The 15,012-nt window shown below is 67.0% G+C and carries 14 protein-coding genes, 1 tRNA gene and 2 pseudogenes; 4 read left to right on the top strand and 13 right to left on the bottom strand.

The genetic code is table 11. The features are described 5' to 3' along the window. A pseudogene (gene mobF / locus AC5Y43_RS23515) lies at positions 1–1,558 on the bottom strand (MobF family relaxase); the annotation flags it as partial. 489 nt (positions 1,559–2,047) lie between these two features. Here mobF and AC5Y43_RS23510 point away from each other — a divergent pair. Beyond that, complete coding sequence (locus AC5Y43_RS23510; protein WP_499976564.1) at positions 2,048–4,612, top strand: AAA family ATPase; 2,565 nt, start codon at positions 2,048–2,050, stop codon at positions 4,610–4,612. Between the two features lie 31 nt (positions 4,613–4,643). Here the strand turns inward: AC5Y43_RS23510 and AC5Y43_RS23505 are convergent, their stop codons facing one another. Then, a complete protein-coding gene (locus AC5Y43_RS23505) occupies positions 4,644–4,931 on the bottom strand; it encodes a HigA family addiction module antitoxin (RefSeq protein ID WP_499976561.1) in 288 nt (95 codons plus the stop codon). Positions 4,932–4,944: 13 nt separating this feature from the next. Beyond that, positions 4,945–5,226: a type II toxin-antitoxin system RelE/ParE family toxin gene (locus AC5Y43_RS23500; protein WP_499976559.1), complete on the bottom strand. Its 282-nt coding sequence runs from the start codon at positions 5,224–5,226 to the stop codon at positions 4,945–4,947. A gap of 128 nt (positions 5,227–5,354) precedes the next feature. Between AC5Y43_RS23500 and AC5Y43_RS23495 the strand changes: the two genes are divergently transcribed. The 3 genes and pseudogenes from AC5Y43_RS23495 (at position 5,355) to AC5Y43_RS23485 (ending at position 6,793) form a co-directional block, all read left to right on the top strand. Continuing rightward, positions 5,355–5,594, top strand: a complete 240-nt coding sequence (locus AC5Y43_RS23495; RefSeq protein ID WP_499976556.1) for a helix-turn-helix domain-containing protein — start codon at positions 5,355–5,357, stop codon at positions 5,592–5,594. A 9-nt stretch (positions 5,595–5,603) separates the two neighbouring features. Continuing rightward, positions 5,604–5,744: pseudogene (locus AC5Y43_RS23490) on the top strand (site-specific integrase); the annotation flags it as partial. 497 nt (positions 5,745–6,241) lie between these two features. Beyond that, the gene (locus AC5Y43_RS23485; RefSeq protein WP_499976583.1) at positions 6,242–6,793 is read left to right on the top strand and encodes a tyrosine-type recombinase/integrase; all 552 of its coding nucleotides are present in this window, start codon (positions 6,242–6,244) and stop codon (positions 6,791–6,793) included. A gap of 127 nt (positions 6,794–6,920) precedes the next feature. Here the strand turns inward: AC5Y43_RS23485 and AC5Y43_RS23480 are convergent. The 10 genes from AC5Y43_RS23480 to AC5Y43_RS23435 all read right to left on the bottom strand — a co-directional run bounded on the left by AC5Y43_RS23480 (position 6,921) and on the right by AC5Y43_RS23435 (position 14,925). Beyond that, a tRNA-Pro gene (locus AC5Y43_RS23480) sits at positions 6,921–6,994 on the bottom strand. 60 nt (positions 6,995–7,054) lie between these two features. Further along, positions 7,055–7,795, bottom strand: coding sequence for an IclR family transcriptional regulator (locus AC5Y43_RS23475; RefSeq protein WP_499976554.1), 741 nt, complete (start codon positions 7,793–7,795; stop codon positions 7,055–7,057). Beyond that, positions 7,792–8,622 (bottom strand): cyclase family protein, encoded by an 831-nt coding sequence (locus AC5Y43_RS23470; RefSeq protein ID WP_499976552.1) that lies wholly within the window; start codon positions 8,620–8,622, stop codon positions 7,792–7,794. The genes AC5Y43_RS23475 and AC5Y43_RS23470 overlap by 4 nt, the downstream gene beginning before the upstream one ends. An 11-nt stretch (positions 8,623–8,633) precedes the next feature. Next, positions 8,634–9,416: an SDR family NAD(P)-dependent oxidoreductase gene (locus tag AC5Y43_RS23465; RefSeq protein ID WP_499976550.1), complete on the bottom strand. Its 783-nt coding sequence runs from the start codon at positions 9,414–9,416 to the stop codon at positions 8,634–8,636. Between the two features lie 258 nt (positions 9,417–9,674). Next, positions 9,675–11,075 (bottom strand): ribosome biogenesis GTPase Der, encoded by a 1,401-nt coding sequence (der, locus tag AC5Y43_RS23460; protein WP_499976548.1) that lies wholly within the window; start codon positions 11,073–11,075, stop codon positions 9,675–9,677. Continuing rightward, on the bottom strand, positions 11,072–11,755 hold the full coding sequence (gene cmk / locus AC5Y43_RS23455) for a (d)CMP kinase (protein ID WP_499976545.1): 684 nt from the start codon (positions 11,753–11,755) through the stop codon (positions 11,072–11,074). The genes der and cmk overlap by 4 nt, the downstream gene beginning before the upstream one ends. Before the next feature lie 56 nt (positions 11,756–11,811). Next, entirely contained in the window at positions 11,812–12,555 is a 744-nt protein-coding gene (locus tag AC5Y43_RS23450; protein ID WP_499976542.1) for a pseudouridine synthase, read from the bottom strand. Continuing rightward, on the bottom strand, positions 12,555–13,241 hold the full coding sequence (gene scpB / locus AC5Y43_RS23445) for an SMC-Scp complex subunit ScpB (RefSeq protein WP_499976540.1): 687 nt from the start codon (positions 13,239–13,241) through the stop codon (positions 12,555–12,557). Before scpB ends, AC5Y43_RS23450 begins: the two co-directional genes overlap by 1 nt. Then, positions 13,238–14,065 carry a segregation/condensation protein A gene (locus AC5Y43_RS23440; protein ID WP_499976538.1) on the bottom strand — a complete coding sequence of 276 codons (828 nt, stop codon included), beginning with the start codon at positions 14,063–14,065 and terminating at the stop codon, positions 13,238–13,240. The genes scpB and AC5Y43_RS23440 overlap by 4 nt, the downstream gene beginning before the upstream one ends. Continuing rightward, positions 14,062–14,925: a ParA family protein gene (locus AC5Y43_RS23435; protein ID WP_499976536.1), complete on the bottom strand. Its 864-nt coding sequence runs from the start codon at positions 14,923–14,925 to the stop codon at positions 14,062–14,064. The genes AC5Y43_RS23440 and AC5Y43_RS23435 overlap by 4 nt, the downstream gene beginning before the upstream one ends. Positions 14,926–15,012: the final 87 nt, after the last annotated feature.

The raw sequence follows: 15,012 nt of genomic DNA, 5'->3' as shown, positions 1-15,012 counted from the left end.
CCTAGCGAGCGTGAACCCGCGATCCCCGGCGTCCCCGCGCAGCGCTTCGTCGACCGACTTGCCGGTGGGGGCGAGCACCAGGACTTCCTGGTTGGTGCGGTGCGCGGCGGCGCGCAAAGCTTGCAGCGAATGCGTTTTGCCCGCGCCGGCCGGGGCTTGGACGGGCTGTATGAGATACGGCGAGTGCGCGATGTTGGCGATCGCGCGGGCTTGATCGACCGATAAGCCCGCGAGGTCGGCGGCGCGCACATCCAGCTGCGTGCCGGGGTCGGTCGCATCCACCAGGGCGAAAACCCGCTCCTCCTCGGCGATCACCGCGTCCACGGTGAACATCTCATGGCCCTCACGCTGATGCGCCTCCCGCGGCGCTGATGCGCACCCCGACCCTGTCGACGATCTGCTCGACCAGCGCGCGCGCATCCCCGGGCGCATCGACCGGCAACAGCGCACCCACCCACTCCACCAAATCGGCGCGCGTGCATGCCGCCTTGTCGATCTCGGCCACCATGCGCGCCAACCGCGCTCGATCGATCAACAGCCGCGGGGCGGCGCACCGTGTCGCGCGCGCCGCCGCATGCGCGGTGCGGTCCAAGCGCAGACCCCGCGCATCAGCGCGCCAATGCTCTTTGAGCTCGGCCCACGACACTGATTCCGGCTTAGCCAGCCGCGTCGCTTTCTGCGCGGCCGCCAACTGCTGCGCGCTTGGCGCCCCCTCAACCAGCACCAGGTTGTTGCGGGCCTACTCCCGCAACCGGCTGGAGCGCCGTGACCACGCCCGGATGCACTCGTTCGGCACCGCGGCGATCTCGGCCATCCCGGTCAACGGGTCCACCGACGCCCACTCCACGCCCAACTCGGCGTGCAGCTCATGACGCAGCGTCGCCTGATACACGAAGCCGGCGGCCTTGGCTTCATGAAACAGCGACTTCGAGTCGATCGATACCAGCGCGCCGTCGGCGCGGGCCTGCCGGTTGGGCACAATCACGTGCGTGTGCAGATGCGGATCTCCGCAGCGCGAGGTTTCATGCTGATAGGCGATCGCCACCAAACCAGGTAGGCGCTGCAAGTCTTTCTTACCTGTGCGCGGGTTGTGCACGCGCGTGTATCCGGCATGTTGATGCAGATAAGTCATGGCCGCGCTGATGGCCCGCGAATGGGCGACCTGCATCGCTTTTTCGCCGACTTCGTCGGTCAAGGCTCGCAGCAGCGACACACTCTTGGGCGCGGCGAAGGTCAAATCGAACCCGTGCACACTGCCCTTCGTAAAAGCCCGGCCCGCTTGACCGTTGGGTGCGATCCCCTCATCAAGCCAGCGCCCCACCACCTCAGGATCGGCGGTACCTCCGTCGATCGCCCGCCCGTCCAGCCCGACGAGCTCCACGGCGTGGGCGGCGTCCCCGGCGATCAACCACGTCGGCGCCCGCGTGTCGCCTTCGGAGTAATACTCTCCCAGCCCCCCATTGGCGCGCTGGCGGTCGACGGTGGCGTGTGCGGCCTGGCGAGCGGTGTCGTTGTAATAGTCGATGCCCCAACGCGATAGCTGCGAGATCGTCAACACCGGCGACCACCTCACAACATCCGCGAGCGAAACCAGCTGTAGCGGCCGGGATCTGGGCTGCGCACCGCGCAGCCTAGATCAGTATTGCATCCTTGTGCCAATGTGCCAGACGCTTATTTGGGGTGTCGGTCGGCGTGAGATGCGTTGAGCCCATTGTATTTTAGAAGGTACAGGCAGGGATGCGATGAGACAGGGACGGGTATGAGTGGTGGTGAGTGTTGGCGAGAATGATGGGTTGAGGCGCCGAGACCGGGACGGTGTGCCGTCGTTTTCGTTTTGGTCCGACACCTGCCGGCTCGGAGTGCATCCCGCCCTGGCGGGCGGGACCGCCACCGCCGTACTCAACGACGTGGCTGGGCTCGATGTGCAGGCTGACTAACATCCCACAACCAGCCGACAACATTCTCCGCCTCACACTACGACGCGGCGAATGACTGGTGTATCCGACAAGTTGATTGCCGCATTGCGGCTTGGTGTCAGAATCGAGTAGTGACGATCGAAGCCGACATTATCGCGTGGGCGCTGCAGCGCCCCGCCTGGCAGCAGGAAGTGTTGGTGGCGCTCGCCAGCGGTAAAAGCTACACCGATTCGGAGATCGAACGGCTCGTCGACGAAATCCTTGGAGGCGATAAGGCTGCGCCAAGTCAAGAGGCGAAGAGCATCGCACCGAAGCCGGACACCACCGAGCAGGTATCGCTGCAAGCTCTAACCGACATCGTCGGAGTCAACGCCTTGATCCCCGGTCAGACACTGCGGTTCGGAGCAACGGGGCTCACGGTGATCTATGGGGACAACGGTAGCGGTAAGTCGGGGTATGCCCGGTTGATCAAGGCGATGGTTGGTGCGCGCCATTCCTCTGAAGTCCTGCCAGACGTCTTCCAAACGGGCGCGCCTGAACCGGCGGCCGTCCTCCAGTACACCGTCGACAATGCCGACCTGGCGCATAGCTTTCCATCGGCGTCGCCGCCGGAGCTGAGGCGGATGCGTTTCTACGATGAGCATTGCGGTGACGACTACCTGACCAAGGAGTCCACGATCTCGTATCGGCCATCGTCACTTTCGCTACTCGACGGACTCATCGCGGTGTGCGATCGCGTCCGGTCGGTGATCGCTGACCGGATCAAGTCGTTAGAGTCGGGCGCTTTGAACCTGGGCATCGATTCCGGAACTACCGCTGGGGCGTTCGCGGCGAGGCTGTCGGCTAAGACGACTGACGCCGCCATCGACGACGCCACAGCCGATGTACCGGAGGCCGAACGTCTGGCCGCGGCACTGCAGAGGGAGGCACACCTCAATGCCAGCAATCCGCAAAAGGAGAAAGAGCGGCTCGAAGGACTCGCCGCGACTTGTGTCGCGCTGGCGAAGACGGCCGGGCAGCTAGTGGCCGCGTTGACACCTGAAAAGACCTCCGATCGCGCTGCCCTCGGCGCGGCGGCGAGGGCAGCGCGTAGCGCAGCGACGATCGCAGCAGCGAACACGTTCGAGGACGAACCACTCGACGGTGTCGGATCGGACACGTGGCGACTGCTGTGGCTGTCGGCGCGCAACTACTCGGCCGCCGAAGCGTACCCGGCGCAAGACTTTCCGGTGACAACCGACGGTGCGCACTGCGTCCTGTGCCAGCAGACCCTCGACGAAGCGGCCCGAGGCCGGCTTGGTCGTTTTGAGCAGTACATGACCGACACCACCGAACGTGATGCGCGAAGGGCCGAGACTACGTTTGCCACCTCAGTCGATGAGATTCGAGCGTTGGTTTTCGCCTCAGCCGAGCTAACCGCACAGGCCGGCGCGGTCAAGGCTCACGACGCAACTGCGGGTGCCGATGTCGAGACGCTGCTCGGCGCACTCGGCCCGTACCGCGACCGCGTGCTGGACTACCTCACCCAGGCTGGCCGGGAGCCTGGACCACTACCAACCACCGCAGTGATCTCCAGGCTGGAAGAGATGGGAGGTCAGCTCAATGCCCAGGCTGCAGGCACCGATACCGCTCAGTTTGCACAGGAACTTGACGCAGCCACAAAAGAACGAGCCGAGCTTCAAGCCACTGCTCGGCTTTGCGAAACCAAACAGCAGCTAAAAGACGAGGTTGGCCGTCTCAAGAAGATCGCCGCGCTCAAGACCGCGCGCAGCGCCGCGGACACCAACGCCATCACGCAGAAGTCCTCGGCCCTCACCCGCGAGTATGCAACTAAAGTCATTCTCGACGAATTCACACGCGAAACCGAACGCCTGCATCTGCGCCGCGTCACGCTCGACGATCTGGGCGGCCGCAAAGGGCAACTTACCCAGCGTCCAGCCCTGCTAGGGGCGGTCAAAGGCGCCGCCGCGCACCACGTGCTCAGCGAAGGCGAACAGACCGCGCTCGGCCTGGCCGGCTTCTTCACCGAGGCCAAGTTCGACGATTCGAAATCGGCAATCATCTTCGACGATCCAGTGACCTCCTTAGATCACGTACGGCGGGACAAGGTCGCCCAGCGTTTGGCGCAACTCGCCAAGGATCGACAAGTCGTTGTGTTCACCCACGACGTCGCCTTGGTCGGCGACCTAAGCGCGGCGGCCGATAGCGAGGGCGTACCGCTGGCCGGTAGGTCCGTTGAACGCCAGGGATTGGAACCGGGCGTGTGCCTGGACTTCCTGCCGTGGAAAGCCAAAGACTTCGCGCAGCGAATCGACCACCTACGCACCGAGCTGACCAAGCTGACCAAGGAGCGGCCGAGCCTGGTCCAGGACGACTACGAAGAACGCGTTGCTTCCTGGGCCGGCAAGCTGTCAGAGGCGTGGGAGCGCTGCGTCACTAGCGAGATCCTGTATCAGGTCTTCGATCGAGGCCGGGCGCATGTGCAAATGCAGAAGTTTCGCGTGCTCGCGCAGGTAACCGAAATCGACGATCAGGAACTGCAAGAAGGCTACGGAGCGACATCAAAGTGGGCCCGACGCCACGATAAAGCGGAAGAAACCAACTACGTGGCACCCGAGCCCGCGGACCTCGAAAGCGCCCTCAATCGGCTTGTCGAATGGCAGAAGCGAACGAAGAGGTACCGCAACAGCAGTTGAGTAGCCTGGCGCAGACCAATTTGACTGCGCCTCAAGCAATGCGGTCGATTGTCGCAAGCCGCGCCGCGATGTGTTCTCGGGCGACTTCAGCGTCGTAATGCGCCTGCATGTTAATCCAAAACATGTCGCTCAGTCCGAGCGCGCGCGAAAGCCGCAGCGCGGTGTCGGCGCTGATTCCCCGCTTGGCGTGGACGATCTCATTGATGCGGCGGGGCGGCACGTCGATCGCTTTGGCGATCCGGTACTGCGAGATGCCTAACGGGTCGAGGAACTCAGCCTTGAGGATCTCGCCAGGGTGGGTGGGGGCGAAGTCGGCCATTGGTCTCTTCTTTCTAGTGATAGTCGACGATTTCGATGTTGCCTGCGCCGCTGGCACTCCAGGTGAAGCAGATGCGCCACTGGTCGTTGACGCGGATGCTGTATTGGCCGGCCCGGTTGCCGGTCAGCTTTTCCAGCCGGTTGCCCGGGGGCACCCGCAGGTCGTTGATGCTCTCGGCGGCATTGATGAGAACAAGCTTGTTGTATGTGAGCCTGCTCAGCTCCGGGCTAAGTTTCTTGACGTAGCGCCGCTGCCAGATCGCCTCCGTGTCCTTATCCCGGAATGAGCGGATCACTCGCCAATCTTAACGCGGCGTGTTATTAACGCAAGGCGTTATGGCGCCGAGTGGTTCCAAAGTTGTGCAGGAAGCAGTCACTTGGGCGAATTACAGTGATGGAACAGCACACACCACAAGGGGATCGCATGACCCAGATACACCCCCCAAGCCCTACCGAGCACAACTCCTTCATCGGCAGGCCAATCAACGGCAGTTTGCTTCTCAAAGTTTCCGAAGCGGCCGCGGCCCTTCGCATCTCACGCGCGTCGCTCTACCGGCTCTTCGAATCCGGCGAGCTGGCGTGGGTCCAGATCGGTGCGTCTCGCCGGGTCACCTCTGCCGAGATTCATCGATTCATCGCCGCGCACACCGAAGCAGCCTCCTAACTTCAGACGATGGCTGAGCGTCGCCACCTGCCGCCACAGATCCGGCGCGTCCAACTGGCGCGGCGTGACGGGAGTAAGCCCGTGGTGCGATATCAGCTGACCGTTGACACCGGTGTGGTCAACGGCAAGCGCAAACAGCTGCGCCGCCGCTACCGCACCGAGAAGGAAGCACGGGCTGCCCTGGCAGAAATCCAAAGGCAGGTCAACGCCGGATCCTATGTTCAGCCCTCCGATCTCACAATCGAGCAGGCCTGTGCCGACTGGCTCCGTTCGCGCCACAAGATCCGGCCGACGACTGCGGCCGGCTACGAGTACGTCCTCCAACCGGTGCGCGGCGAGCTGGGCGAGCTGGCTGTCCAAGGTCTGACCCGTCGCCACCTCGATGAGCTGATCGTAAAGCTGCGGGCGGGCAGCCTGATGCGACCGACTGGGAAACCACGGAAAGCCTGGAGCGCGCGCTCGTGCAACTACATGATCGGCGCGCTCTCACAGGTGCTGGGGCAGCTGGTCGCCGAAGGCCGCTTGACTAGAAACGTCGCCGCGCTGGTCGACCGTGTGCCAGGAAAGGCCCGTACCTTCGAGACATTCACCGCCGAGCAAGTCCAGACCGTGCTGAAGGGCGTCGCAGCAGACCGCAATCGGCACGCGTGGCATCTGGCACTCGCCGGCCTGCGACGCGGCGAGATTGCCGGACTTCGGTGGGCGGACATGGACCTCGTCAAGCGCACGGTGCGGATCGAGAAGACGCGGGTGGACGTCGGTGGGCGCGCTCTGGATCAGGAAGAGCCGAAGACCGCCTCGGCCGGACGTATCCTCCGCTACCCGACGCCCTGCTGGCTGAGCTTGCCGCAGCGAAGGCGCGTCAAGCCGCCGAGCGGCTGGCCCTGGGCGAGGCCTACTCCGATCTGGGATACGTCGTCTGCAATGAAGCCGGCGAGCCCTACCACCCGTCGACGATGTCGACAATGTGGCAGAGCGCCATCAGAAACCTCGACGTGCCACAGGTGCGGCTGCACGACGCCCGGCACACCTGCGCCACGTTGATGCACTTGCAGGGTGTGCCGATCGCCCTCGTCGCCGCCTGGCTCGGCCACGCCGACATCTCTTTCACGATGCGGACCTACGTCCACGCCCAGGAGGGCGCGCTGGAGCTCGCTGCCCGTAGCTTTGCTGCTCGGTCGTTGACCGCCAAGGCCTGAATCCCTAGCACACGCGTGCGGTGACACATTCCGGGGCTCGTGACAATCTGTGACAATTTTGGGTCCATCGAACGCCCATTCGATCGGCCTAGAAAAGAAAGGACCAGCTCAAGGCTGGTTTTTCTAGTCGGGCTGACAGGATTTGAACCTGCGACCACTTGACCCCCAGTCAAGTGCGCTACCAAACTGCGCCACAGCCCGGATGCCGCCTGAATCACCGGCAGCAGGTCGAAAGCCTACCGCAGGTTCGCGGCCGCCCTGCTAATGCCCGAGCGACCTGCCGGTTCGCTGCACCCAGGCCAGCAGCGCCTCGGCGAGTTCGGCCTCGCGGCGGTAGAACCGCTGCGCCGGGACCGGCACGCTGACCGCCACCAGCTGATCGCCGACGCCGGGCAGCACCGCGCCCACCGCGCAGATGCCCTCGGTCTGCTCCTCGCGGTCGTACGCGACGCCGTCGGCGCGCACGTGGTCCAGCTCCTTGCGCAACGCGGCGGGCGTCGTGATGGTGTTGGCGGTAAGCCGGGCCAACCGACTCGGCAGGACCCGATCCTCGGCGTCCAAAGCGGCCAGCAGCGCCTTGCCGTTGGCGCAGCAATGCAGCGGGAACGACTCCCCCACGGCACTGATCGCCCGCAGCCGGTGCGGCGAGACCACCTGGTCGACGAACGTCGCCCGATCCCCGTCGAGGATCGACAGGTCCACGGTCTCCTCCAGCTCGCGCGACAGCTCCTCCATGAACGGGTGCACGTCCATGACGACGCCCAACCGCACGGTGCCGGCCATCCGCGCGATCTCGGGCCCGAGCCGGTACGGGCCGCGAGCGCCGCGCGGAGCCACCAGACCTTCGTCGTCCAGCGCGCCGAGGATCCGGCTAACCGTGGAGCGCGCCATGCCCAGCCGCTCGCCGATCTCGGCCTGGCTCAGCCCGCCGGGATGCGCCTGCAACAGCCGCAGGATCTCGGCCGCCCGCGCGATGACCTGGACGCCGCCGTCGGAAGTCACGCGGCCCGGCCCGTCTCGAGCCGGTAGCTGCCGGTCGGATCGACGATCGCGACCAGCCGCACGATGCAGCCGTCGCCGCCCACCCAGCGCCACGGGAACGCCGCAAACGTGACCCGCTTGCCGGTGACCTTGTCCAAATCGCCGCCGACGTTCTCGAAGCCGTAGATGCCCTTGGACAGGATCGCGCGGTGGCACGGCTCCCACTCCGGGAAGTCGTCGAGCACGTTACGGCCGGTCTCCTGCTCGTATTCCCTTACCGCCCAAGGCAATAGGCCGCCGGTGTGTTCGGCGGGCCCGTGCGGCGCGATGGACGTGGCCAGCGGGTGGTCCAGCGCCTGGGTGTCGGTGCCGACCGCCTTGACGCCCTTGGCCGCGAACCACTCGCCCGCTTCGCGGTAAAAGCCCGGTGAGTAGGCGTAGTACTCGGCGCTGTCGGCGTACTTGTGGTGCCACCCGGTGTTGACGATGACGATGTCGCCGGCCCGGATCTCGGGTGAGGCTTTCTCCAGGTCGTCGGCGGTGACGACCTCCCACTTGTTCTTGGGGATCGACACGACGACGCCGGTGCCGAAGAACGCGCTGAGCGGGATCTCGTGCAAAAACGGCGTGCCCTCGACGACGTGCGCGGGCGCGTCGATGTGCGTGCCGGAATGCATTACGGTGGTGATCTTTTGGGTCAGCACCCGGCTTCGGGCCATGTTGTGCAGCCGCTCGATCTTGACGTCCTCGAAGTACGGCCACGCCGGCACGCCATGACCCCACGGGTGCGACAGGTCATAGAACTCCAACTTCGATTCGGCGTCGCCGATAGGCCAGGTGATACTCATGTCGGTCCCTTTCAACATGCGGTGTAGCCGCCGTCCAGATACATCACCTGTCCGGTGAAGAAGCTCGAGGCGTCGCTGAGCAGATAGATCAGCGCGCCGACGAAGTCGTCCGGCTCGGCGAAGCGGCGCAACGGGATTCGCGCGAACATCGCCTCGCGGGTTTGGCGACCCCGCTCGTCGTCGGCGTACATCCACTCGGTGAGCTCGGAGCGGAAAACCGTTGGGGCGAGCGCATTTACCCGGATGCCGGCCGCGCCCCACTCCGCGGCCAAGCTCTTGGCCAGCAGGTCGGTCGCGCCCTTGGACGGGCAGTAGGCGCTGTAACCGGCCGGGTGGCCGAGCGAACCGCGAACCGACGAGACGAGCACGACGCTGCCGCCGTTCCCCTGCTCGAGCAGGACCCGCCCGGCGGCCTGGCACACCAACCAGGCGCCGCGCGCGTTCGCGCCCATCACGTCGTCGAAGTCCTCGACGGCCATCTCGGTGATGGGCGCCACGTGGTTCATGCCCGAGGCGACCAGAACCCCGTCGAGGCGGCCGTGCTCGGCGACGGCCGCCTCCACCATCTGTTGGGCATCGGCGGGGCTGTCGGGCCGACGGGTGACGAGGGCGGCGCCCTCGATGCCCGCCTCGTCGACGAGCCGCGATAGTCCCGCGGCGTTACCGCCGGTCAGCGTCAGCCGGGCCCCGGCGTCGGCGAGTGCGCGGGCCGCCGCGCTGCCCAGCGCGCCGGTCGCCCCGGTGATCAGGATCGACTTGCCCTGCACGCTGAACCGCGTCGCCGTCATCACCATGTCTTCCGCCTTATCCCGCGATACGGGTAATCGATCCCGTGGAAAGAGAGAATATGGAGCGCAGCGCGGCGAGTCAACAGTTATTCCTGTGATACAGCTTTCATTAGCCGTACTGCGGGACTAGACGAGCGGGATTGAGTGTGAATCCTGGGCTTTGACCGTGCGTCCAGGGCGGGAAAATCGCCGGATTCCCGCCGTAGATTCACGCCCGAATGCGTGGGTTCACACTCGGCGCCACAAGCCACGAAGCCGGAGCGCTCAGCGCCGCTTCGGCCCCCGCTTCTCACGCACCCGCACGTTGATCCGGATCGGGCTGCCCTCGAACCCGAACGTCTCACGCAGCCGCCGCTCCAGGAACCGCCGGTAGCCGGCCTCCAGGAAACCTGAGGTGAACAGCACGAACGTCGGCGGCCGCGCGGTGGCCTGGGTGGCGAACAGGATGCGCGGCTGTTTGCCGCCGCGCACCGGCGGCGGCGTCGCGGCCACCACCTCCTTGATCCACGTGTTCAGCTGACCGGTGGAAATCCGGGTGTCCCAGGACGCCAGCGCGGTCTCCATCGCGGGCACCAGCTTCTGCACCGCCCGGCCCGTCCTGGCCGAGATGTTGACCCGCTGCGCCCACCGCAGTTGCACCAGCTCGCGGTCGATCTCACGCTCGAGCAGCTCGCGCCGGTCCTCGTCGACCCGGTCCCACTTGTTGAACGCCAGCACCAGCGCCCGCCCGGCCTCGACCACCATCGACAGCACCCGCTGGTCCTGTTCGGTCAGCGGCTCGGACGCGTCGACCAGCACGACCACCACCTCGGCCGCATCGATGGCCGAATGGGTACGCACCGATGCGTAGAACTCGTGCCCGCGGGCCTGCCCGACCTTGCGCCGCAGGCCCGCGGTGTCGACGAAACGCCAGACCTTGCCGCCCAATTCGATGAGCGAGTCCACCGGGTCGACCGTCGTGCCGGCGACCTCGTGCACCACCGATCGCTGGTCGCCCGCCAGCTTGTTCAGCAGCGAGCTCTTGCCCACATTCGGCTTGCCGACCAGCGCCACCCGCCGCGGGCCGCCGGCCGCCGGCGCCGCCTCCGACACCTCGGGCAGCGCGGCCAGCAGCACGTCGAGCAGGTCGGCCACGCCGCGGCCGTGCATCGCGCTGATCGCGTGCGGCTCGCCGAGCCCCAGCGACCACAATTCGGCGACGTCGGCCTCGGCCTTCTCGCTGTCGACCTTGTTGGCGGCCAGGAAAACCGGCTTGCCCGAGCGCAGCAGGATGCGGGCGGCGGCCTCGTCGGCGGTGGTGGCGCCGACGGTGGCATCGACCACCAGGATCACCGCGTCGGCGGTGCGCATGGCCACCGAGGCCTGCTCGGCCACCAGCTGCTGCAGGCCCTTGGCGTCGGGTTCCCATCCCCCGGTGTCCTGCACGACGAACCGGCGCCCGGTCCACAGCGCGTCGTAGGACACGCGATCGCGCGTCACCCCGGGGACGTCCTGCACGACGGCCTCGCGGCGCCCGAGGATCCGGTTGACCAGCGTGGACTTGCCGACGTTGGGCCGGCCCACGATCGCCACCACCGGGGCGGGGCCGGGCTCGTCCACGCCCTCGACGCCGGAATCGACTAGCTCCCAGTCGCTTTCGTCGGCCCAGGTGCCGTCCTGTGTCACCGCACCGCCCCGCTTCGCTGCCTGACCAGCTCGAGCAGGTGCGCGATCACCTGCGCCTCGGTCATCTCGCTGGTGTCGACCACCACCGCGTCGTCGGCCGCGCGCAACGGCGACGCCGACCGAGTGGAATCGAGGTGGTCGCGGCGGCGCACGTCGGCCAGCACTCCCTCGTAGTCGTCGGCCAGGCCCGACGCGACGTTCTGGTCGTTGCGGCGCCTGGCCCGCGTTTCGGCCGAGGCGGTCAAAAAGATCTTCACGGGCGCGTCGGGCAACACCACGGTTCCGATGTCGCGGCCCTCGACGACGACGCCGCCCGGGCCCGCGGCCATCTCCCGCTGCAGCGCGACGAGCCGGGAGCGCACGGCCGGGACCGACGACACCGCCGAGACCGCCTTGGTGACCTCGTCGCCGCGGATCTCGGCCGAAACGTCGTCGCCGGCAAGGTAACAACGCACCTCGTCGGGGTCGGAGCCGACCGACAGCCGTGCCCCCGAGGCCACCTTCGCGACGGCCTCGGCGTCCGAGGGGTCCGCCCCGGCGCGCAGCACGGCCAGCGTCACGATCCGGTACATCGCCCCGGTATCCAGGAAGCGAGCCCCCAAAGCGCGCGCCAAACCCTTTGACACCGAGGACTTTCCGGTCCCCGCCGGGCCGTCGATCGCAACCACCAAGGAATTCACAGCCCGATGGTTCGCTGCACTCCCGTCACTCACTGCGTTCGTTCCGCTCGTTCCGCTCACAGCCCCACCGCCTGGTACAGCCGCCCCACCTCGTCGCGGCGCAACGCGCGGATGCTGCCCGGACGCTGCTCGCCCAGCGACACCGCCCCGATGTCAGTGCGCACCAGCGCCTCCACCGGATGGCCCGCGGCCGCCAGCAGCCGGCGCACGATGCGGTTGCGCCCTTCGTGTAATGTCAAGCGCACCAACGTCTTACCCGGAATCGAATCCAGCACCGCGAAGTCGTCGACGCGCGCCACGCCGTCGTCCAGCTCGATCCCGGTGCGCAGCCTCTTGCCCAGCCCGCGCGGCACCGATCCCGCAACGGTGGCCAGATACGTCTTGGGCACCTCGTGGGAGGGATGCATCAGCCGGTGCGCCAGCTCTCCGTCGTTGGTCAGCAGAATCAGCCCCTCGGTGTCGGCGTCCAGCCGGCCGACGTGAAACAGGTTCTTGGTCCCGCGCACCCGGCGCTCGACCAGGTCGCCGATGCACGGCCGGCCGCGGTCGTCGGACATGGTCGAGTGCATGCCGCGCGGCTTGTTCAGCGCCAGGTACACCAGCGACTCGTCGACGACCACCCGCACCCCGTCGACGCGGATCACCGAGGCGTCCGGGTCGACGCGGGTGCCCAGCTCGGTCACCACCTGCCCGTCCACCTCGACCCTGCCGTCGATGATGAGCTTCTCGGCCGCCCGGCGCGAGGCAATTCCGGCTTGGGACAACACTTTTTGCAAGCGGGTCCCCTGGGTTTCGGTCATCAATCCTTGTCCACGTCGAAGGACAGCGCCTGCTCGGACGTCGAACCGCCCGCGAGCTTGACGAAACGTGGTTCGCTGTCCAGGGATTCGCTGAGGTCCTCGATCGTGTCGACGTCGGGAAGCAGCGGCGCGATGTCGGGCAGGTCGGCCAGCGACGTCAACCCCAGCCGCTCCAAAAACAGCTCGGTGGTGGCGAACGTCGTCGCGCCGGTGTCGTCGTCGGCGCCGGCCTCGGTGATCAGGCCGCGCGCCAGCAGGGTGCGCATCACGGCGTCGACGTTGACGCCGCGCACCGCGCTCACCCGCGCGCGCGTCACGGGCTGGCGGTAGGCGACGACGGCGAGGGTCTCCAGCGCGGCCCGGGTGAGTTTCGAGCGCGCGCCGTCCAGCAGCAGCTTCTCCACGTACGGCGCGAACCGGGCGCGGGTGTACATCCGCCAGCCCTCGCTGTTCTGGCGCAGGTCGATGCCGCTGTCGCGCTCGGCGAGCTCGTCGGCCAGCTGCTGCAGCTTGGCGGCGATCCGGTAGACGGGCTGCTGCGTGGCCGACGCCAGCGCCTCGGCGGTGACCGGCGTGTCCACCACCAGCAGCAGCGCCTCGAGTACGGAGCCGAGTTCCCCGGCGTCCATCGGCGCCGCCTCGGCGATCTCGATACCGAGATCTTCCGGCGACTCAAACTCGGTCATTCGTCCCGCACTTCTATCAGGGATTCGTTCGTCGGACGCTCTCCGGTCCACGAAATTTGGAGCACGCCAAGCGGCTCTGACTGGTCGAATGCTACCGTCCGGCTCCGATACAGCTCGAGCAGCGCCAGGAAGCGCCCCACGACCTCGAGCGAACCCTGACAGTCGGCGACCAGCTCGGAAAACGTCGCCCATTGGCCGCTGCCGCGGGCTTCCAGGATCGCCAGCAATTTCCCGGCCTGCTCGGGCACCGAGACCATCACCTCGTGCAGGTGCCCGACGGCCACCGTCGGGACCGGCCGCGGGCTGAACGCGACCGCGGCGATCTGCGCGAACCGTTCGGCGTCGACGCCGAGCATCACCTCCGGCAGCAGCTCGGTGAACCGGTCCTCCAGCGACACCGCGCGCGGGTAGCTGCGCAGCGCGGCGGCCTCCAGCTCGGCGAACATCTCGGCGACGTGCTTGAACGCCCGGTACTGCAGCAGCCGGGCGAACAGCAGGTCGCGCACCTCCAGCAGCGCCAGGTCCTCGTCGTCGTCGATCTGCCCCGCCGGCAGCAGGCGCGCGGCCTTGAGGTCGAGCAGCGTCGCCGCGATCACCAGGAACGCGGTGGTCTCCTCCAGCCCCAGCTGGGCGCCGATCTCGCGGGTGTAGGCGATGAAGTCGTCGGTGACCCGGTGCAGCGCCACCTCGGTGACGTCGAGGCGATGGGCGAAGATCAGCTGCAGCAGCAGATCGAACGGCCCCTCGAAGTTGGTCAGGCGGACCTGGAAGCCGTTCTTGGCTGGCGCCTCACCGTTGGCTGGTCCGGACTGGAGGGCGTTCACGCGCCGAATCGGTGGATGAACTCGCGGGCCAGCGCGCGGTAGGCGACGGCGCCGGCCGAGCGCGGCGCCCACGTGGTGATCGGCTCGCCCGCCACACTGGTCTCCGGGAACCGGACGGTGCGGGTGATTACGGTGTCGAACACCAGGTCCCCGAACCGTTCCACGACGCGGGCCATCACCTCGCGCGCGTTGACCGTGCGCGGGTCGTAGCGGGTGAGCAGGATGCCGCTGATCTCCAGCTTCGGGTTGAGCCGGTCGCGCACCTTGTCGACGGTGTCGGTGAGCAGCGCCAGCCCGCGCAGCGAGAAGTACTCGCATTCCGTCGGGATCACCACGCCGTCGGCGCAGGCCAGGCCGTTGACGGTGAGCAGGCCCAGCGACGGCTGGCAGTCGATGAGCACGTAGTCGTAGCGGTCCAGCACCGGGTACAGCGCGCGGCCCAGGGTCTGCTCGCGGCCCACCTCGTTGACCAGCTGGATCTCGGCGGCCGACAGGTCGATGTTGGACGGCACCAAATCCATGTGGTTGACCCGGGTGGACAGCAGCACGTCGTCGATCGACACCCGAGGCTCCACCAGCACGTTGTGGATGGTCTTTTCCAGCTCGTAGTGCGGCACGCCCAGGCCCGCGGACAACGCGCCCTGCGGGTCCATGTCCACCAGCAGCACCCGCCTGCCGTACTCGGCCAGCGCGGCGCCCAGGTTGATCGTCGACGTGGTCTTCCCGACCCCGCCCTTCTGGTTGCACATCGCGACGACCTTCGCGGGGCCGTGCGAGGTGCGCGGCTCCGGCTCGGGGATGGGTCGCGGCGGGCGTCCCGTCAGGCCGATCTCGACGGCGCTGCCCGGTTGCTCGGCCATCATGCCCGGTGTGTTCGGGAGGTGAACATCGCAGAAAGTGTAACGGCTGCGCGCGCCTATGCCGGGCGACCCGCAGGCAATTAACCA

The organism is Mycobacterium sp. NGS57 (assembly GCF_059812405.1).
The sequence above is the reverse complement of the archived record's forward strand: the minus strand, read 5'-3'. Positions and strand labels throughout refer to the sequence as shown.

What these genes read in the sequence shown, in the direction of transcription:
- AC5Y43_RS23435 (WP_499976536.1), bottom strand. Translation starts at nt 14,925, where the DNA reads ATGGCCGAGCAACCGGGCAGCGCCGTCGAGATCGGCCTGACGGGACGC.
- AC5Y43_RS23495 (WP_499976556.1), top strand. Translation starts at nt 5,355, where the DNA reads ATGACCCAGATACACCCCCCAAGCCCTACCGAGCACAACTCCTTCATC.
- AC5Y43_RS23505 (WP_499976561.1), bottom strand. Translation starts at nt 4,931, where the DNA reads ATGGCCGACTTCGCCCCCACCCACCCTGGCGAGATCCTCAAGGCTGAG.
- AC5Y43_RS23470 (WP_499976552.1), bottom strand. Translation starts at nt 8,622, where the DNA reads ATGAGTATCACCTGGCCTATCGGCGACGCCGAATCGAAGTTGGAGTTC.
- AC5Y43_RS23465 (WP_499976550.1), bottom strand. Translation starts at nt 9,416, where the DNA reads ATGGTGATGACGGCGACGCGGTTCAGCGTGCAGGGCAAGTCGATCCTG.
- AC5Y43_RS23450 (WP_499976542.1), bottom strand. Translation starts at nt 12,555, where the DNA reads ATGACCGAAACCCAGGGGACCCGCTTGCAAAAAGTGTTGTCCCAAGCC.
- scpB (WP_499976540.1), bottom strand. Translation starts at nt 13,241, where the DNA reads ATGACCGAGTTTGAGTCGCCGGAAGATCTCGGTATCGAGATCGCCGAG.